An 18891-nucleotide genomic window follows, 5' to 3' on the forward strand; every position below is an offset into this window, starting at 1 on the left:
AGATGGAAACGCTGAAAGTCGAGCCGCATTGCAGCGCGCTCGACGTCTTTCGACGTGTACAACAGTATCAGTTCCGGATTTGCCCGCTCCATGCATTCTCTGCGCGCTCATGTACAAATCGTTCTGGAAATTGACTACTGTCCCGCAAAACAAATGCCAAGCGGACTCATCAAATTCCGTCTGCACTCTCGATTCAAATTCATTAAATTGTACGCCTAAGGAAGCGGCGCGAGATTGTTCAGTAGTCATCGCTACCCTCAATGTGTTGGAGACATTAAGAACGGTAGCATCCTGCCCGCCGGCTAAATTTACGATTTGTCAGGTGGCTCTCACACCGGCCAGCCGCGCAGGACCTGGTCCACCACCTGCTGCAATTGTTCGCGGGTGGCGCCGGCGCCGGCCTGCACCGCCATGCCGTTCGAGACCGTCATCACGTAGCGCGCCAGCTGGCCGGGGCAGGCGTCGGGCGGCAAGTCTCCCTCCTCTTTCGCGCGGCTGAAGCGTTCGCGCAGCCGTCCTTCCTGGCCGGCGCGGCAGGCGATCAGGGAGTCCTTGATCGGCAGCGCCTCGTCGCTGCAGGCCAGCGCGCCATTGATCACCAGGCAGCCGTGCGGACTGTCCTGCTCCGTCTGGGCGTCGGCGGCGCCGCGCAGCAGGTGCTCGACCACCTCGCGCGCGCGTGCCTTGCCCAGCGCCGTGTGCAGCAGCGGATCATGGGTGGCCGTGTAGCGCTCCAGGGCCAGCTTGAACAAATTCTCCTTGTTGCCGAACACGGCGTACAGGCTGGGCCGGTTCATGCCCATGGCCTGCGTCAGCGCCGGCAGCGAGGCGCCTTCGTAGCCTTTTTCCCAGAACACTTTCATGGCCTGGTCCAGGGCCGCGTCCTCATCGAAAGTACGCGGCCGGCCCTTGCGCGCCGGCGCCTTAGATTCTTTTTTCATACCGATCAGTTAAAAAATTCATTGACAAGTTCGCCTCGTCACCTACATCATTATCGAACCGGGCAGTAAAAAACTCAAGCCCTTACTGACCATTTACCCAATTCAGAAAGCACACCATGTCATCTCCAGCCCATGTGCAGGCCGTGGACCTGCCTCCCCCTATTCCGGCGCCAGCGCCGACCTTGCAGGCCTGGCTGGCCGTGCTGTCGGTGGCGGTCGGCGCCTTTGCCCTGGTCACCTCCGAATTCCTGCCGGTCGGCCTGCTGCCCGCCATTGCCGCCGAACTGGGCGTGACCGAGGGCATGGCCGGCCTGCTGGTCACGGCGCCCGGCCTGGTGGCCACTTTTGCCGCCGTGTTCGTTACCGTAGGCGTGGGCAAGACCGACCGCCGCTACGTGGTGGCCGGCCTGACCTTGTTGCTGCTGGTGTCCAACGTGATCGTGGGCCTGGCCGATTCCTTCATCCCGGTGCTGATCGGGCGCTCGCTGCTGGGCGTGGGCGTGGGCGGCTTCTGGGCCATCGCCGGCGCGCTCGGCACGCGGCTGGTGCCGGCCGAATACGCCACCCGCGCCACCTCGCTGATTTTCGCCGGGGTCTCGGTGGGCACCGTGGCCGGCGTCCCGGCCGGCGCCCTGCTGGGCGAGCTCTATGGCTGGCGCGCGGCCTTCGGCGCCGCCAGCGCCATTGCCGTGCTGGTGCTGCTGACCCAGCTGTGGCTACTGCCCTCCGTGCCCGGCGCCGCCGCCGTGCGCCTGCGCGACCTGCCGCAGTTGCTGCGCGTGCAAAAGGCCCGCCTGGGCCTGCTGGCCACGCTGCTGGTCTTTGTCGGCCAGTTTGCCGCCTACACCTATGTGACGCCCTTCCTCAGCCAGGTCAGCGGCATGGGCGCCAAGGCCATCAGCGCGCTGCTGCTGGCCTATGGCGCGGCCGGCTTCATCGGCAACCTGGTGGGCGGCTGGGCTGTCGCCCGCAGCGTGCGCGCGTCGCTGATCGCCACCGGCGCCATCCTGGGCGGCTCCACCCTGCTGCTGCCGCTGCTGGGCACGCATCCGGCGCTGGCGGCGGTGCTGGTGGTGGTCTGGGGCCTGGGCTTCGGCATGATGCCGATCTCGGTCCAGACCTGGATCTTCAAGGCCGCGCCCGATGCCATGGAAAGCGGTGGCGCGTTATTTGTGGCCATCGCCCAGATTTCACTGTCCAGCGGGGCGCTGGCCGGCGGCCTGGCGGTCGATCACCTGGGCGTGTCCAGCGCCATGCTGGTGGGCGGGGTCTTCGCGCTGGCCATGGCGGCCGTGATCTGGCTGCGCGGGCAGGATGACGGAGCCCCTTCCACCGTCAAGCTGCAAGCGGTCCATTAAATCCTGCCGCGCCGGAAGGCGGCCAGGAAGACCTTGGTCTCCCTGGCCGTCATCACTTTTACTTCGTCGCCGTGCCAGGCGTACAAATACTGCTCGCCGCCCAGGCGGTCGGTCAGCTTGGCGAACAGCAGGAAGCAGGTGCCCAACGGGTAGCGCTGCGTATCGCTCAGGGCACGCGAGCACTGCACCCGCAGCGCGGGCGAATAAGCCTGTCCCGGCACCGGATGGATTTCCACCTTCCCTCCCCGCGCCACCGAATGCACCGCCACTTCGCGGTAGGCGTATATGTCACGCGCCATGTCATCTCCTGTTGATCGAGGCCGCCATGGTAGCAGAGCGGCGCGCGCGGTATAGTGGCCGCATCATCGATACACGGAGACCCATATGGACCAAACAGACACCCGCCAGGCCTGGCTGGACGAGGAACAGGCCGTGCGCGCCCGGCTCGGCGCCCCCGGCGTCGCCAGCCGCGAGGAACTGGGCGGGCAGGACGGCATCGACTTCCTGAACCGCATCGGCAGCGGCGAGTTGCCGCCGCCGCCCATAGGCCGGACGCTGGACTTCGTGCCCATCGCTGTGAGCAAGGGCCAGGCCGTATTCCAGGGTACGCCCGGTCCCCAGCACCTCAACCCCAGCGGTGCGGTACATGGCGGCTACATCGCCACCTTGCTGGACAGCGCGGTGGGCTGCGCCATCCACAGCATGCTCCCGGCCGGCAAGGGCTATACGACGCTGGAGCTGAAGATCAACTACCTGCGCGGCCTCACGGAAAAGACCGGGCCGGTGCGCGCCGAGGGCAAGATCGTCACGGTCGGCAACCAGGTGGCCGTGGCCGAGGGCCGCCTGACCGACGCCAGCGGCAGGCTGTACGCCATGGCTACCACTACCTGCCTGGTGTTCCCTATCGCTGGCTGAGCAGGCCGGCCACGAAATCGAGGAAGGCGGCCGTCTTGGCGGCCGGATGCTGGCGCGAGGGATACAGCGCATACAGCGGAAAGCGCTCGTCCGGCCAGTCGTCCAGCACCGCCACCAGCTGGCCCGAGGCCAGCAGCGGCGCCACCGCCAGCTCCAACACCTGGGCCAGGCCATGGCCAGCCAGCAGCACGTTCAGCAGGGTGGCGGCATCGTTCAGGATCAGGCGCTGCGCGGTTGCCGCCACCAGCTTGTCCCCGCCGCGGTGGAATTCCCAGTCAAACGGCTGGCCGGTACGCGGGTCACGGAACTGTATGCAATCGTGCCGCGCCAGCTCCGACGGGTGCGCGGGCCTGCCGCGCCGCTGCAAATTGGCTGGAGCCGCGACCGTGAGCACGCGCGTGTCGAGCAGCTTGCGGGCCACCAGCGAGGAACTGGCCGGATGGCCGAAGCGGATGGCCAGGTCGTAGCCCTCCCCTATCATGTCGCCCAGCTGGTCGCGCGTCACCAGGTCCAGTTCCAGCTCAGGATAGCGCGCCAGGAAGTCGCCCAGATGCGGGCCGAGGATGGCGCGGCTCACGTACATGTCCACGTTCACGCGCAGGCGTCCGCGCACCTGCAGCGCGCCGGCGCCTGCCGCAGCCACGGCGTCCTCCAGCCCGGCCAGCAAAGGCTGCACCTGGGCGTAGAAGCGCCTTCCCTCGTCGGTCAGCGAGACCCGCCGCGTACTGCGGTCGAACAATCGGATGCGCAGCCGCTGTTCCAGCCTGGCCAGCGCCCGGCTGACGCCGGATTGCGACATGCCCAGCAGCTCGCCCGCACCGACAAAACTGCCGCTGTCCACGATAGCGGCCAGCACGCGCATGCCGTTCACTGTCTTCTCGTCAAATACCATGATTTCTCGTCATGAATGTTATGAGCTCCATGCTATAGGAGTATCAATCATCTTGCACCACACTGCTCGCACATTCACTCAAGGAGATCATCATGTATGCAATTACCGGAATCACCGGCCAGGTAGGCTCCCTGCTGGCCGACATGCTGCTGGACGCCGGCCTGCCCGTGCGCGCCGTGGTGCGCGCCGCCGCCAGGGCCGCGCACCTGGCCGCACGCTGCGAGGTGGCAGTGGCGGACCTGGGCGACAGCGCCGCCCTGGCGCACGCCTTCCGAGGCGCCGACGGCGTATTCGTGCTGCTGCCGCCCAACTTCGATCCGGGCGACGGCTTCCCGGAATCGGCCGCCATCATCGCCTCGCTGCGGGCCGCGCTGCAGCACGCCCGGCCGGGCCGCGTGGTGGCGCTGTCCACCATAGGCGCGCAGGCCGGACAGCCCAATTTGCTGAACCAGTTGGGCATGATGGAGCGTGCGCTGGGTGGACTGGATGTGCCGGTGGCTTTCCTGCGCGCCGCCTGGTTCGTCGAGAACTGCCAGTGGGATGTGGCGGCAGCGCGGCAGTCGCAGCGCATCCCCAGCTTCCTGCAGCCGCTGGACCGCGCCATCCCCATGGTGGCGTGCGCCGACATCGCGGCGGTGGCCCTCGAGCTGCTGCAGGAAAGCTGGCGCGGCGTGCGGGTGGTGGAGCTGGAAGGGCCGGCGCGGGTCAGCCCTGACGATATCGCCGCCAGCTTCAGCCGCCTGCTGGGCCATCCCGTACAGGCCGAGGCGGTACCGCGCGGCAGCTGGGAAGGCCTGTTCCGCAGCCAGGGCATGCGCAATCCGCTGCCGCGCATGCAGATGCTCGATGGCTTCAACCAGGGCTGGATCGCCTTCGAGGGCCAGGCCCGCAAAGGCAAGGTGGCGCTGGACGACGCCGTGCGCGCCGTCCTGTCGAAAGCAGGATTGAGCAAATCGTAGTCCGGCATCGCATTCCGGGGCGACGATATCCCTTCGTCCGGCCCCGGCCCATGTTGCAGCCGGGGCCGCTTGAACAATGCGCACCGGCGAGTACACTGACATGGCACGCTTTACCTGGGATGAAGCCAAACGCCAGAGCAATTTGCGCAAGCACGGCCTCGATTTTGCCGACGCGCCCGGAGTTTTAGCGGGCAACACTTATACGGAAGAGGACAACCGCTTCCTCTATCCGGAGCGCCGCTACAACACCACCGGATTCTGCGCGGGACGCCTGGTTACTGTCACATATACGGAGAACTACCATGAAGTACGGATCATCTCGATGCGCCGCGCCTCCAGGCGAGAAACCGATGCCTACCACATCCATGGAATCTAGGTGGTCAGGACTGATGGTCTGGCCTCCCGATCCGGACCTGGACGATGACGACCTCTCGTACGATCCCGCCCATATGATCAACCCGGTGCGCACCATTAACGGGCGGGTCATCCCTCCCCGCAGGTCACCGGATGACCCCATCGATGAAGAGGTGCTCGCCTACTACCGGTCCCTGGTGCCTACTGTGGAGATGGACCGTAAGGTCCTGTGTGGCATGCCGGTATTTCGCGGCACGCTGGTGCCGGTCAAGCTGATGTTTGACTACCTGGGCAGCGGCAGGACGATCAGCGATTTCGTGGCCGACCATCCTGCGGTCAGCAGCGACACGGCCTGCGCGACGTTCGACAACCCCGCAGTACTGTTCTACGAGCAGCGCAGCGCCGAGGCCTGCGCGCGCCTGGCCCGCTCAGCCGGCAACCAGCAAGGCGATTGATTCCGCCGCAATGCCTTCCTCGCGGCCCAGGTAGCCCAGCTTTTCGTTGGTCTTGGCCTTGATGTTGACCTGCCCTACTTCCACCCCCAGGTCCTCGGCAATGTTGGCGCACATGGCAGCGATGTGGGGCGCCATCTTGGGCTTTTGCGCAATGATGGTGGCGTCCACGTTGCCGATGCGGTAGCCGGTGGCCACCACGCGGCGCGCCGCCTCCTTCAGCAGGGTGCGCGAATCGGCGCCCTTGAACTGCGGGTCGGTATCGGGGAAGTGTTTGCCGATGTCGCCCAGCGCGGCCGCACCCAGCAGCGAGTCGGTGATGGCGTGCAGCAGCACGTCGGCATCCGAGTGGCCCAGGAGGCCCAGGTGGTGCGGAATGTCGACGCCGCCGATGATCAGCTTGCGGCCTTCCACCAGCGCGTGGCAGTCGTAGCCCTGGCCTATGCGGAACGGGAGTTTGCTCATGGTGTTTTCCTATCTTTTCCGTTACTCGGTGTGCGCCAGGTACATCTCGGCAATGCGGATGTCGGCCGGCAGCGTGACTTTCAAATTCCTCGGATGGCCGGGCACCAGGCGCGGCGACAGGCCCAGCATCTCGACCGCGCTGGCGTCGTCCGTGATGGCGAGCGGATCGGGGGCCTGGCCCAGCGCGCGCTCCAGCAGCGCGTAGCGGAACATCTGCGGCGTCTGGGCCAGCCACAGGCCGTCGCGCGGCACGGTGGCCACGCCATCGGCGCCCAGGCGCTTGACGGTATCGACCACGGGCAGCGCCAGCAGGCCGCCGGCCGGATGATCGCCCACGCCGCGTATCAGGGCCTCGATCAGGGCCGGGGTCAGGCCGGGACGGGCCGCGTCGTGCACCATCACCAGGTCGTCATCGGCCAGCTGGCCGCGCACGGCGCGCAGGCCGTTCAGCACCGAGTCCATGCGGGTGGCGCCGCCGCAGCGCAGCACCGTCACGCCCGGCTCGCCGGGCGGCAGCACGCTGGCGATCACGCCGTCGTCGGGACTCACCACCACATAGGTATGGGCCACCAGCGGGCTGGCGCGGAAGGCGTCCACCGCGTGCCGCAGCATGGGCTTGCCGGCCACCGGGAGGTATTGTTTGGGGCCGTTGGCCGCCATGCGCGCGCCCACGCCGGCGGCCGGCAACAAGGCGACATAGGAAGGTAAATGCGGGCGGGGGGTGTTGCTGGCTTCTGTCATGCTATTCCAATTACTGTTGCCGCGGCGAGGACCGCCGCCGCGTGATGATAGCCTGAATCTCGCCATTGCAGGCCTTGCTCAGGCGCGCATATTCCTGGGGCGAGTCGATGGCTGCCTGCAGCGGCTCGGCCTTGGCCATCTCGTTCTTCATGAAGGGCAGCCAGCCGCTGTTCATCTCGTGCTGCAGGGCCGACATGGCGGTGCCGGACGGCGCGTACAGCGGCTTGTCGCCGAAGCGCTTGGCCAGCGCCTCGCGCACCGTCGCTTCCACCTTGGGAAGGTGGTCCATATAGGCCTTCAGGTGGCGCAGTTCGTGGGTCAGGATTTCCTGGTAGCCGCAGGTGCCGGGCGCGAACTCGTTGCCGATGTAGACCACCACCGGTGCGTAGTACAGCTTGACCTCGATCTTCGGCGCGATGCACTCGTAGCCGCTGGCGGCATCCTGCAGTATGGGACCGCCCAGCGCCACCGACATTTTCGATTCCGTCTTGGTCAGCCCCAGCACATAGCTGCTGTTGCCATGCACGCCTTTCATGGCGGTCAGCATGCGGTACGGCATCTGGTTGTTGATGCTGTAGCCATTCTGCTGGGCCGACAGCACCGACACCGTCTTGGCGATGCTGTCCTCGCAGCGGATCTGGAACGGCGTGCGCTCGGCGCCGTGGGCCAGGCCGGCCGCGCAGCACGCCATCGCCAGCGCCATGCGGCACAGCAGGCGCGCCGCCTTCATGGCCTCAATCCAGCTTCCATGCGCCGCTGCGCAGCTTGTCCAGCCAGAATACGCCGATCACGGTCTTGACGTCGGTGATGGCGCCTTCGCGCACGCCCTGCAGCAGTTCGTCGATGGTGGCGGTATAGGTGTCCAGGAATTCGCCCTCGTCCAACCTGGCCTGGCCCGGTTTCAGGCCACGCGCCAGGTACAGGTCCAGGTGCTCGTCCGAGTAGGCGATGGCGTTGTGGATGCGGGTCACGAACTGCCATTCACCCCCGGTATAGCCGGTTTCCTCCTCCAGCTCGCGCCGGGCGGCCAGCAGCGGATCTTCGCCCTGGTCGATCTTCCCGGCCGGGAATTCGATGAAGACCCGGTGCAGCGGATAGCGATACTGGCGCTCCATCAGCACCGTGCCGTCGTCCAGCAGCGGCAGTATCACCACGGCGCCCGGATGGAGGATGTATTCGCGCGCGGTTTCCTTGCCGTCCGGCAGGCGGATGCGGTCGCGCTGCACCTTGAGGAAATGGCCTTCGTAGACCAGCTCGCCGTCGATGCGGGATTCAGTGAGATGTTCGTCCATGTAGCGGCCTGCTCCTTCGTCTGTGAAGACGACAGTGTAGCAGGGAGGCAGGACGGGAGACAGGAGGCAGGCGCGAGCCGTCAGGCTCAGCCGTGGGACTTGCGCAGGTAGCGCAGCACGAAGCCGGGGAAGGCAAGAACAAGGAACAGGCAGGCGGTGATGGCGTAGAACTCCCAGCCCTGGGGGAACACGCTGCCGATGCGCGCTTCCAGCGCGACACCGGCGGCGCCGACGACAAAGTACAGCACCAGCATCTCGCCCAGCCGCAGCGCCAGGGGCTTGCGGCCGGACAGCTTCACCACGGCGAAGACTTTGTCATTGAAGAACGGCAAGTTGGCCGCGAACAGCGCGATCGCGATGACCAGCCAGCTTGCCGAGGATGCGTCCATGGAGACCGTTCAGGAATTGAGGGTCAGTTCCATGGCCTTGCGGCAGGCATCCAGCAGCGGACCGGGCAGCACGCCCATGGCCAGTACCAGCACGCCGTTCAGGCTCAGGACCAGGTTCATGTCGCCGGTGGCCACCAGCGGAGCACTGTCGGTGGGCTCGTCGAACCACATGGTCTTGATGACACGCAGGTAGTAGAAGGCGCCGATCAGCGAAGCCATCACCGCGAACACGGTCAGCCAGATCTGTCCGGTTTTCAGGACGGCGGCCAGCACCGACAGCTTGGCCATGAAGCCCACCATCGGCGGCACGCCAGCCAGCGAGAACAGCAGCAGGGTCATGACCAGGGCAAACCACGGGCTGCGTTTGCCCAGGCCCTTGAAGTCCACCAGCTCTTCCGCTTCATGGCCGGCGCGTGCCAGCAGCATGATGACGCCAAAGGTGCCCAGGGTGGTCAGCACATAGGTGATCACGTAGTACATGGAGGCGCTGTAGGCGGCGGCAATGCCGCTGCGGTCGGTCAGGCCCGCCACGCCGGCCAGCAGGCCCAGCAGGATGAAGCCCATCTGCGCGATGGTGGAATAGGCCAGCATGCGCTTCAGGTTGGTCTGGGCAATGGCGGTCAGGTTGCCGATGGCCAGCGACAGCACGGCCAGCACCATCAGCATCTGCTGCCAGTCCACCGCCATTGGCAGCAGGCCTTCCACCAGCAGGCGGATGCAGATGGCGAAGGTGGCGATCTTCGGTGCGCCGCCCAGCAGCAGGGTGACGGCGGTGGGCGAACCCTGGTACACGTCCGGTACCCACATGTGGAAGGGCACGGCGCCCAGCTTGAAGGCCAGGCCGGCCACCAGGAACACCAGGCCGAACACCAGGATGGTGGGCTTGACGGTGCCGGAGGCGGCAGCCTTGGCGATGTCGCCGATGTTCAGGGTGGTGGTGGCGCCATAGATCATGGACATGCCGTACAGCAGGAAGCCGGACGCCAGGGCGCCCAGGATAAAGTATTTCATCGCGGCTTCGGTGGCGGCCGTGTTGTCGCGGCGGATGGCGACCAGCGCGTACAGGGCCAGCGACATCAGTTCCACGCCCAGGTACACGGACAGCAGGCTGTTGGCCGAGATCATGACCATCTGGCCCAGCAGGGCGAACAGGGCCAGCACGTAGAACTCGCCGCCCAGGTTACCGCTCAGCATGTCGCGGTCTGCCGCGTACTGGCGCGAATACACCAGGGTCACGGCCACGCCCAGGTAGGTGAACAGCTTGAGCAGGTTGGACATGGGGTCCGACACGAACATGCCGCTGAAGGTGTAGACCGTGGTGCCGGCCGCGTAGTCGTTATAGCTGAGCACGGCGCAGCCAGCCAGGACCAGCAGCGACAGCACATAGGTGACCGAGCGCTGCGCCTGGGACAGGAACATGTCGATCAGCAGGATAGCGGAGGCGCCGATCAGCAGGAACACTTCCGCGTACAGCGGAGCCATGTCCGGCGCGGCGTATTGGAGAGGAGTAGTCATTGTGTGTTTCCGTTATCTTCTTAAGGCAGCTTGCTGTGGGCGACGTGGGCCAGCAGGTCGGCCACCGAGGTCTGCATGGTGTCGGTGAACGGCGCCGGGTACAGGCCCATGATCAGCACGGCGATGGCCAGCACGCCCAGCATGAAGAACTCGCGGCCGTTGACGTCCACCAGCTCGGCCACGTGGTGGTTGGCCACCTTGCCGAAGATGACGCGCTTGGCCATCCACAGCGAATAGGCGGCGCCGAAGATCAGGGCGGTGGCGGCCAGCAGGCCGATCCAGAAGTTGTACTGGGTGGCGCCCAGGATCACCATGAATTCGCCGACGAAGCCGGAGGTGGCCGGCAGGCCGCAGTTGGCCATCGAGAAGAAGATGAACAGGGCCGCGAACTTGGGCATGCGGTTCACGACGCCGCCGTAGTCGGCGATCTGGCGCGAGTGGGCCTGGTCGTACAGCACGCCGATGCACAGGAACATGGCGCCGGAAATGAAGCCGTGCGAAATCATTTGCACGATGCCGCCCTGCACTGCCATGTTATTGAACAGGAAGAAGCCCAGGGTGACAAAGCCCATGTGCGCGATGGACGAATAGGCCACCAGCTTTTTCATGTCCTTCTGCACCAGGGCCACCAGGCCGATGTAGATCACGGCAATCAGCGACAGGGTGATCACGAAGCCGGACAGGTAGTGCGAGGCATCCGGGGCGATCGGCAGCGAGAAGCGCAGGAAGCCGTAGGCGCCCAGCTTCAGCATGATGGCGGCCAGCACGGCGGAACCGCCCGTGGGCGCTTCCACGTGCACGTCCGGCAGCCAGGTGTGGACCGGGAACATGGGGACTTTCACCGCGAAGGCCATGAAGAAGGCCATGAAGATGAAGATCTGTTCCTTCATGGTCAGCGGGGTGCGGTGCCAGGTCAGGATGTCGAAGGTGCCGCCCGAGACGCGGTACAGGTAGATGATGGCCACCAGGGTCAGCAGCGAGCCGAAGAAGGTGTACAGGAAGAACTTGAACGAGGCGTACACGCGGTTCTCGCCGCCCCAGATACCGATGATGATGTACATCGGGATCAGGGTCGCTTCAAAGAAGAAGTAGAACAGCAGGCCGTCCATGGCGCAGAACACGCCGATCATCAGGCCGGACAGGATCAGGAAGGCGCCCAGGTACTGCGCCACGCGGGTCTGGATGACCTGCCAGGCCGAGATCACCACGATCACGGTGATGAAGGCGGTCAGCGGCACGAACCACAGCGACAGGCCGTCGATGCCCAGCGAGTACAGGATGTTGAAGGTCTCGATCCAGGGCTTGCGCTCGACGAATTGCATGCCATGGGCCGCGTTGTCGAAGTTGGTGATCAGCGGGATGGTCACGGCCAGGCTGACCAGCGAGCCGACCAGCGCGCCGACGCGGGTGGCGCCGGCATGGCTGTCGCGGCCCAGGGCCAGGACCAGCAAGCCGAAAATAATCGGAAGCCAGATAGCCAGGCTCAGATACGGAGGTAGTGTGGAAATTGACTGCATCATTATGGTTTTCTCTTTGCGTATCAGCTAATCAAGCGTGCCAAAACGGCAGGAAGTAAATCAGCAGACCCAGGATGCCGATGATCATCACGAAGGCATAGTGGTAGATGTAGCCGGTCTGCAGCACACGGGTCAGCTTGGAGAACCAGCCCACCACCTTGGCGCTGCCGTTGACCACCAGGCCATCGATCAGGGTCTTGTCGCCGACGTTCCACAAGCCGTTGCCCAGCACGCGGGCGCCGCCTGCGAACACCACCTCGTTGAACTTGTCCATGTAGTACTTGTTGTCCAGCAGGGTGTGCACGGCCTTGAACTTGGCGTAGAACCAGGCCGGTACGCGCGGATTGATCATGTAGCAGTAGTACGAGAACGCCACGCCGGCAATCGCCAGCCACAGCGGCAGCGAGGTCAGCGAATGCAGCGCCATGGCCACCGGGCCGTGGAACTCTTCGCCCAGCATTTCCATCGCCTTGTGGTTTTCGCCGATGAAGATGACGCCCTTGAAGAAGTCGCCATACAGCATGGGGCCGATGGCCAGGAAGCCGATGATCACGGACGGGATGGCCAGCATGACCAGCGGGAAGGTCACCACGAACGGCGACTCGTGCGGCTTCTCGCCCGGGCCCAGGCCGTGGTGGCCGTGGTCGTCTTCCTCGTCGTGGTGGTCGTCGTGGCCGTGGTCGTCATGCGCATGGGCGTCATGCTTGGCGTGATGGTCGTCATGGCCGTGGGCGTGGGCCTGGCCGAAGCGCTCCTTGCCGTGGAAGACCAGGAAGTACATGCGGAACGAGTAGAAGGCGGTCACGAACACGCCGGCCAGCACCGCGAAGCTGGCAAAGCCGGCGCCCCAGATATGGGTCTCGTGCACGGCTTCGATGATCGAATCCTTGGAGTAGAAGCCCGAGAAGAACGGGGTGCCGATCAGGGCCAGCGAACCCAGCAACGAAGTGATCCAGGTGATCGGCATGTACTTGCGCAGGCCGCCCATGTTGCGGATGTCCTGGTCGTGGTGCATGCCCATGATGACGGAGCCGGCGCCCAGGAACAGCAGGGCCTTGAAGAAGGCGTGGGTCATCAGGTGGAACACGGCCACCGAGTAGGCCGAGGAACCCAGGGCCACGGTCATGTAGCCCAGCTGCGACAGGGTCGAATAGGCGACCACGCGCTTGATGTCGTTCTGGATGATGCCCAGGAAGCCCATGAACAGCGCGGTGATGGAACCGATCACCAGTACGAAGGACAGCGCGGTATCGCTCAGCTCGAACAGCGGCGACATGCGCGACACCATGAAGATACCGGCCGTCACCATGGTGGCGGCGTGGATCAGGGCGGAAATCGGGGTCGGGCCTTCCATTGAGTCCGGCAGCCACACGTGCAGCGGGAACTGGGCCGATTTACCCATGGCGCCAATGAACAGGCAGATGCAGGCCACGGTCAGCAGGGCCCAGTCGGTGCCCGGCAGGGTCAGGGCCGACAGCGCCTCGCGCTTGGCGAACACGTCCTGGTAGTTCATGGAGCCGGCGTAGGCCAGCAGCAGGCCGATGCCCAGGATGAAGCCGAAGTCGCCCACGCGGTTGACCAGGAAGGCCTTCATGTTGGCGAAGATGGCGGTCGGACGGGTGTACCAGAAACCGATCAGCAGGTAGGACACCAGGCCCACGGCTTCCCAGCCGAAGAACAGCTGCAGGAAGTTGTTGGCCATCACCAGCATCAGCATGGAGAAGGTGAACAGCGAGATGTAGGAGAAGAAGCGGTTGTAGCCTTCATCTTCCGCCATGTAGCCGATGGTGTAGATGTGCACCATCAGCGACACGAAGGTCACCACGCACATCATCATTGCCGACAGCGAGTCGATCTGGAAGCCGACTTCCAGCTTGACGCCGGCCACCGTCATCCAGTTGTACACGGTACCGTTGAAGCCGGCGCCATTGAGGACGTCGTTGAAGGTGATGGCCGACAGGATGAACGCCACCAGCACGCCCAGGATGGTCGCGGCGGTAGCGGTCTTGCGACCGATCACGTTGCCAAAGAATTGAGTACCAAGCAGGCCGGCGATCGCGGCGCCGGCTAGCGGCGCCAGCGGTACAGCCAGCAGGAGGTTAGGGTTGAGGATTTGCCCCGCCATGATAAACCTTATTCGTTATTATTCGAGGTAAAAACTTAGCCTTTGAGGCTATCCAGGTCTTCCACATTGATGGTGTCCAGGTTACGGAACATCACCACCAGGATCGCGAGGCCGATCGCCGATTCGGCGGCGGCCACGGTCAGGATGAAGAAGACGAAGATCTGCCCGGCCGCGTCGCCCAGGTAATGCGAAAACGCAATGAAGTTCATGTTCACTGCCAGCAGCATCAATTCGATGGCCATCAGCAGGATGATGATGTTCTTGCGATTCAGGAATATCCCTACGATCGAGATCGCGAACAGGATCGCGCCTAGAACGAGGTAGTGAGCGAGCGATAAAGTCATGGAGCCTCCTTGTTTGCTGCATCCGCGCCGGCGCCGCGGGTCGATACGGCGGCGACCTTGACGATCTTCAGACGGTCGTTGCGCTTGACGCGCACGGCGTCGCCGGCATCGAAGTATTTGGTGTCCTTGCGCTTGCGCAGGGTCAGCGCCACGGCCGCGATGATGGCCACCAGCAGGATGGCGGCGGCGATTTCGAAGCCGTAGATGTATTTGGTGTAGATCAAGAGGCCCAGTTCCTTGGTGCCGCCGATGTTGCCGGCGTTGACCGCCTGCTGGTCGAACGACAGGAAGGAGCGCCACAGCACGGCGGCCATTTCCAGCACGATGACGGCGCCCACCAGGGAGGCCACCGGCAGGTAGTTCCAGAAGCCTTCGCGCATCTTGTCGATGTTGATGTCCAACATCATCACGACGAACAGGAACAGCACCATCACGGCGCCCACATACACCAGCACCAGCACGATGGCCAGGAACTCGGCTTCCAGCAGCAGCCAGATGCCGGCCGCGTTGAAGAACGCCAGCACCAGGAACAGCGCCGCGTGCACGGGATTGCGCGCCGTGATAACACGCGTGGCGGCCAATATCATGATGGCCGCGAACACGTAGAACAAAGCAGTTTTAAATTCCATAACTAACCCAGGAGACGTACAGTTGATAGATCAACGCCGAGGCGGCGCGCCCTGCCCTTGCGGACTTGCGGGCGCGCCTGGCCGTCAGCGATACGGAGCATCGGCCGCGCGGGCGGCGGCAATCTGCTCTTCGTAGCGATCGCCTACGGCCAGCAGCATCTCTTTCGTGTAGTACAGGTCACCGCGTTTTTCGCCGTGGTACTCCAGCACGTGGGTCTCGACGATCGAATCGACCGGGCAGGATTCCTCGCAGAAGCCGCAGAAGATGCACTTGGTCAGGTCGATGTCGTAGCGCGTGGTGCGGCGCGAACCGTCGTCGCGCTGCTCGGACTCGATGGTGATGGCCATGGCCGGGCACACCGCTTCACACAGCTTGCAGGCGATGCAGCGCTCTTCGCCGTTCGGATAACGGCGCAGGGCGTGCAGGCCGCGGAAGCGCGGCGACATCGGGGTCTTTTCTTCCGGATACTGCACGGTGATCTTGCGCGAGAACATGTACTTGCCCGTCAGCGCCATCCCTTTGATCAGTTCGGTCAGCATGAAGCTGCCGAAGAAGTCTTTTAATCGTTCCATAGTCTTTAATCCTTACTTCCAGATATTCCAGGAGGTCTGCATCCAGCCGGCCACGAACACCAGGTAGACCAGCGTCAGCGGAATGAACACTTTCCAGCCCAGGCGCATGATCTGGTCATAGCGGTAGCGCGGGAAGGTGCCGCGGACCCAGATGAAGACTGAAACGATGAAGAAAGTCTTCACGAACAGCCAGAAGAAGCCACCGAAGCCGCCGCCGAATTCCAGGAAGGAGAACGGCGCCGACCAGCCACCGAGGAACATGATGGCGCCCAGCACGCCCACCAGTATCATGTTGGCGTATTCGGCCAGCATGAACATGGCGTAGGCCATGCCGGAGTATTCGACCATGTGGCCGGCCACGATTTCCGACTCGCCCTCGACCACGTCGAACGGGTGGCGGTTGGTCTCGGCCAGGCCCGAGGTCAGGTAGACCACGAACAGCGGCAGCAGGGGCAGCCAGTTCCAGGACAGGATGTTGGCGCCATGCTCGACGAAGTAGCCGGCTTGCTGGCCCTTGACGATGTCGATGAAGTTCAGCGAACCGGACACCATCAGCACCACCACCAGCACGAAGCCCATGGCGATCTCGTACGAGATCATCTGGGCCGAGGCGCGCATCGCGCCCATGAAGGAATACTTCGAGTTCGACGACCAGCCGGCGATGATGATGCCGTACACCTCCATCGAGGTGATGGCCAGCAGCAGCAGCAGGCCGGCGTTGACGTTGGCCAGCACCGCTTCCGGACCGAAGGGCACCACCGACCACGCGGCCAGGGCCGGCATGATGGTCATGATGGGGCCGATCACGAACAGGCCGGCGTTGGCCTTGGTCGGGGTGATGATCTCCTTGAAGAGCAGCTTGAGCGCGTCGGCGATGGGCTGCAGCAGGCCCATGGGACCGACGCGGTTGGGGCCGATACGGATCTGGATCCAGCCGATCAGCTTGCGTTCCCACAGGGTGGCGTATGCCACCAGGCCCATCAGCGGCAGCAGCACGCAGATGATCTTGATCAAGGTCCAGACCAGCGGCCAGACCGGAGCCAGCACGCTGGTGGCGCCGGCAGTATGGATTGCGGTGACGAATTCAGGCAGAGCCATTATTTACCCTCCCCTGCTTTTTCAACGGTAATCGGACCAAACATGGCGCCCAGCGTGGCGGTCGAAGCGTGCGCGGCGGCGACGCGGACCGTGTTGGCCGGCAGTTTGGCGTCCACGGCGGCAACCAGGATGGCGCTGCCCGAGCCTTGGGTGACTTTTACCTTGTCGCCGGCGGCGACGCCCAGTTGCTGCGCCAGTTGCGCCGGCAGGTGGGCCTGGGGCGCGGCCGCGTCGGCCATCTTCTGCAGCGACTCGGCGCGGCGCACGATGGCGTCGGCAAAGTAAATCGGCACGTCGGCGACGCGTTCGACCCCGGCGGCGGGGTTGGCGGCGGCGGCCACCAGGGCTTGCCTGGACACGTTGTTGAGGCGGGAAGACACATCGGTCACGCCGGCGCCCAGCACTTCGTCGCGCACCTGTTCCGAGGTGTCGTAGTCGAAGCCGGCCAGGCCCAGGATGTTGCCCAGCACACGCAGCACTTTCCACGCGGGGCGGGTTTCCAGCAGCGGCTTGACGGTGCCGTTGAAGCTTTGCGCGCGGCCTTCGCAGTTGACGAAGGTGCCCGAGGTTTCGCTGAAGGGCGAGATGGGCAGCAGCACGTCGGCGTAGTCCAGTCCATGCTTGTAGGCCGACATCACCACCACCATTTCGGCGTGCTTCAGGGCTTCGGTGGCCAATTGCGGGTTGGCGGTATCGAGTTCCGGTTCGGCGTTCAGCAGCAGGTAAGCCTGTTTCGGGGTGCTGAAGGCGGCCACGTTGGCGGCGTTGGCGTTGGCCAGGTAGGCGCCCACGGTGTTGGCGGCCTCGGTCAGGTAGCCCAGCTTGGCGCCGGTCTGCTCCGCGATCCACTGGGCGGCGGCGTGCAGCGCCGACGCTTGCGGATGCTGGACGGCGGCGTTACCCAGGAACACGCCCTTGCTCTCGCCCGACAGCAGGCTGGCGGCAATGGCCTGGGCGGCGTCGGAGGCTTGCACGCCCTCGAATCCGGCCGGAGCGGCCACGCCCTTGGCCAGCGCCACGGCGGCCACCACTTGCGACAGCGCGGCCAGCCAGTCGGACGGCGCGGCGATGATCTTGTTGGCGACGTTCATCAGCAGGTCGTCGTCGGTAGCGTGCAGCAGGTTCAGCTGCGCGCCGCCCTTGACGGCCAGGCGCAAACGGGTGGCCAGCAGCGGATGGTCCTTGCGCAGGAAGGAGCCGATCACGAAGGCGCGGTTGAGGGCGCCGAACTCGGTGATGGACATGCCCAGCCAGGGCTTGACGTCCGCCAGCGCGAAGTCGCTCTGGCGCAGACGGGTATCGACACTGTCCGAACCCAGGCCGCGCACCAGCTTTTGCAGCAGGTGCAGCTCTTCCAGGGTGGAGTGCGGGGTGGCCAGCGCGCCCAGCGCGTTGGCGCCGTGCTCGTGCTTGATGTTCTTCAGGCCGTGCGCCACGTATTCCAGCGCGGTTTGCCAGTCCACTTCCTTCCACTCGCCGCCCTGCTTGAGCATGGGCTGGGTCAGGCGGTCGGCGCTGTCCAGGCCTTCATACGAGAAGCGGTCCTTGTCCGAGATCCAGCATTCATTGACGGCTTCGTTTTCCAGCGGCAGCACGCGCTTGACCTTGCCGCCCTTGACCTGGACGATCAGGTTGGCGCCCAGGCCATCGTGCGGCGACACGGACTTGCGGCGCGACAGTTCCCAGGTACGGGCGCTGTAGCGGAACGGTTTCGAGGTCAGGGCGCCGACCGGGCACAGGTCGATCATGTTGCCCGACATTTCGGAGTTGACGGTCTGGCCGACAAACGCGGTGATTTCCGAGTGCTCGCCGCGGCCTATCATGCCCAGCTCCATGACGCCGGCCACTTCCTGGCCGAAACGCACGCAGCGGGTGCACTGGATGCAGCGCGCCATTTCCTGCATGGACACCAGCGGGCCGGCATCTTTCGGGGTCACGACGCGCTTTTCTTCCTCGTAGCGCGACTGGCCCTTGCCATAGCCCACGGCCAGGTCCTGCAGCTGGCATTCGCCGCCCTGGTCGCAGATGGGGCAGTCCAGCGGGTGGTTAATCAGCAGGAATTCCATGACGGACTTCTGCGCATGCGTGGCCTTGTCGGACGCGGAGCGCACGATCATGCCGGGCGACACGGGCGTGGCGCAAGCGGGCAAAGGCTTGGGGGCCTTCTCCACTTCGACCAGGCACATGCGGCAGTTCGCTGCAATCGACAATTTCTTGTGATAGCAGAAGTGCGGAATGTAGGTTCCCAGTTTGTTGGCGGCGTCCATCACCATGCTACCAGCAGGGACTTCGACTTTTTTGCCGTCTATTTCGATTTCAACCATGGTGATCG

21 protein-coding genes are annotated in these 18891 nt (G+C 64.6%); 5 read left to right on the top strand and 16 right to left on the bottom strand.

All coding sequences use genetic code 11. From position 1 onward, the window contains the following. Nucleotides 1-329 precede the first annotated feature (329 nt). Complete coding sequence (locus tag ACLB1G_RS18765) at nt 330-941, bottom strand: TetR/AcrR family transcriptional regulator (protein ID WP_491628758.1); 612 nt, start codon at nt 939-941, stop codon at nt 330-332. 116 nt (nt 942-1057) lie between these two features. Here ACLB1G_RS18765 and ACLB1G_RS18770 point away from each other — a divergent pair, with 116 nt between their 5' ends. Beyond that, entirely contained in the window at nt 1058-2299 is a 1242-nt protein-coding gene (locus ACLB1G_RS18770) for an MFS transporter (RefSeq protein WP_491628759.1), read from the top strand. Here the strand turns inward: ACLB1G_RS18770 and ACLB1G_RS18775 are convergent. Next, a complete protein-coding gene (locus ACLB1G_RS18775) occupies nt 2296-2598 on the bottom strand; it encodes a hypothetical protein (protein WP_491628760.1) in 303 nt (100 codons plus the stop codon). The genes ACLB1G_RS18770 and ACLB1G_RS18775 overlap by 4 nt on opposite strands. 85 nt (nt 2599-2683) lie before the next feature. Here ACLB1G_RS18775 and ACLB1G_RS18780 point away from each other — a divergent pair, with 85 nt between their 5' ends. Next, nucleotides 2684-3214 (top strand): PaaI family thioesterase, encoded by a 531-nt coding sequence (locus tag ACLB1G_RS18780; RefSeq protein ID WP_491628761.1) that lies wholly within the window; start codon nt 2684-2686, stop codon nt 3212-3214. Here ACLB1G_RS18780 and ACLB1G_RS18785 read toward each other — a convergent pair. Then, on the bottom strand, nt 3201-4106 hold the full coding sequence (locus tag ACLB1G_RS18785) for a LysR family transcriptional regulator (protein ID WP_491628762.1): 906 nt from the start codon (nt 4104-4106) through the stop codon (nt 3201-3203). The genes ACLB1G_RS18780 and ACLB1G_RS18785 overlap by 14 nt on opposite strands. 92 nt (nt 4107-4198) lie before the next feature. Here ACLB1G_RS18785 and ACLB1G_RS18790 point away from each other — a divergent pair, with 92 nt between their 5' ends. From ACLB1G_RS18790 to ACLB1G_RS18800, 3 genes are all read left to right on the top strand, one after another. Further along, on the top strand, nt 4199-5065 hold the full coding sequence (locus tag ACLB1G_RS18790; RefSeq protein ID WP_491628763.1) for an NAD(P)H-binding protein: 867 nt from the start codon (nt 4199-4201) through the stop codon (nt 5063-5065). Between the two features lie 100 nt (nt 5066-5165). After that, on the top strand, nt 5166-5441 hold the full coding sequence (locus ACLB1G_RS18795) for a BrnT family toxin (protein ID WP_491628764.1): 276 nt from the start codon (nt 5166-5168) through the stop codon (nt 5439-5441). Further along, nucleotides 5416-5874, top strand: coding sequence for a DUF433 domain-containing protein (locus ACLB1G_RS18800; protein WP_491628765.1), 459 nt, complete (start codon nt 5416-5418; stop codon nt 5872-5874). The genes ACLB1G_RS18795 and ACLB1G_RS18800 overlap by 26 nt, the downstream gene beginning before the upstream one ends. Here the strand turns inward: ACLB1G_RS18800 and ispF are convergent. The 13 genes from ispF to nuoG form a co-directional block, all read right to left on the bottom strand. Beyond that, nucleotides 5848-6336, bottom strand: a complete 489-nt coding sequence (gene ispF, locus ACLB1G_RS18805; RefSeq protein WP_491628766.1) for a 2-C-methyl-D-erythritol 2,4-cyclodiphosphate synthase — start codon at nt 6334-6336, stop codon at nt 5848-5850. The genes ACLB1G_RS18800 and ispF overlap by 27 nt on opposite strands. 21 nt (nt 6337-6357) lie before the next feature. Further along, the gene (gene ispD, locus ACLB1G_RS18810; RefSeq protein WP_491628767.1) at nt 6358-7077 is read right to left on the bottom strand and encodes a 2-C-methyl-D-erythritol 4-phosphate cytidylyltransferase; all 720 of its coding nucleotides are present in this window, start codon (nt 7075-7077) and stop codon (nt 6358-6360) included. 10 nt (nt 7078-7087) lie between these two features. Further along, nucleotides 7088-7807: a hypothetical protein gene (locus tag ACLB1G_RS18815; RefSeq protein ID WP_491628768.1), complete on the bottom strand. Its 720-nt coding sequence runs from the start codon at nt 7805-7807 to the stop codon at nt 7088-7090. A 4-nt stretch (nt 7808-7811) separates the two neighbouring features. Continuing rightward, nucleotides 7812-8369, bottom strand: a complete 558-nt coding sequence (locus ACLB1G_RS18820) for an NUDIX domain-containing protein (protein WP_491628769.1) — start codon at nt 8367-8369, stop codon at nt 7812-7814. An 86-nt stretch (nt 8370-8455) separates the two neighbouring features. Continuing rightward, nucleotides 8456-8758, bottom strand: coding sequence for a DUF2818 family protein (locus ACLB1G_RS18825; RefSeq protein ID WP_491628770.1), 303 nt, complete (start codon nt 8756-8758; stop codon nt 8456-8458). A 9-nt stretch (nt 8759-8767) separates the two neighbouring features. Continuing rightward, nucleotides 8768-10273 carry an NADH-quinone oxidoreductase subunit NuoN gene (gene nuoN / locus ACLB1G_RS18830; RefSeq protein ID WP_491628771.1) on the bottom strand — a complete coding sequence of 502 codons (1506 nt, stop codon included), beginning with the start codon at nt 10271-10273 and terminating at the stop codon, nt 8768-8770. Nucleotides 10274-10293: 20 nt separating this feature from the next. Beyond that, the gene (locus tag ACLB1G_RS18835) at nt 10294-11793 is read right to left on the bottom strand and encodes an NADH-quinone oxidoreductase subunit M (RefSeq protein WP_491628772.1); all 1500 of its coding nucleotides are present in this window, start codon (nt 11791-11793) and stop codon (nt 10294-10296) included. Between the two features lie 28 nt (nt 11794-11821). Next, entirely contained in the window at nt 11822-13915 is a 2094-nt protein-coding gene (gene nuoL / locus ACLB1G_RS18840) for an NADH-quinone oxidoreductase subunit L (protein ID WP_491628773.1), read from the bottom strand. Between the two features lie 35 nt (nt 13916-13950). Continuing rightward, nucleotides 13951-14259: an NADH-quinone oxidoreductase subunit NuoK gene (gene nuoK / locus ACLB1G_RS18845; RefSeq protein ID WP_090314441.1), complete on the bottom strand. Its 309-nt coding sequence runs from the start codon at nt 14257-14259 to the stop codon at nt 13951-13953. Next, nucleotides 14256-14888 (bottom strand): NADH-quinone oxidoreductase subunit J, encoded by a 633-nt coding sequence (locus tag ACLB1G_RS18850; RefSeq protein WP_491628774.1) that lies wholly within the window; start codon nt 14886-14888, stop codon nt 14256-14258. Before ACLB1G_RS18850 ends, nuoK begins: the two co-directional genes overlap by 4 nt. Nucleotides 14889-14972: 84 nt before the next feature. After that, nucleotides 14973-15461, bottom strand: a complete 489-nt coding sequence (gene nuoI / locus ACLB1G_RS18855) for an NADH-quinone oxidoreductase subunit NuoI (protein WP_491628775.1) — start codon at nt 15459-15461, stop codon at nt 14973-14975. Nucleotides 15462-15473: 12 nt separating this feature from the next. Continuing rightward, entirely contained in the window at nt 15474-16559 is a 1086-nt protein-coding gene (nuoH, locus tag ACLB1G_RS18860; protein ID WP_491628776.1) for an NADH-quinone oxidoreductase subunit NuoH, read from the bottom strand. After that, nucleotides 16559-18883 (bottom strand): NADH-quinone oxidoreductase subunit NuoG, encoded by a 2325-nt coding sequence (gene nuoG, locus ACLB1G_RS18865; protein ID WP_491628777.1) that lies wholly within the window; start codon nt 18881-18883, stop codon nt 16559-16561. Before nuoG ends, nuoH begins: the two co-directional genes overlap by 1 nt. Nucleotides 18884-18891 lie beyond the last annotated feature (8 nt).

This window comes from Duganella kummerowiae (assembly GCF_053572355.1).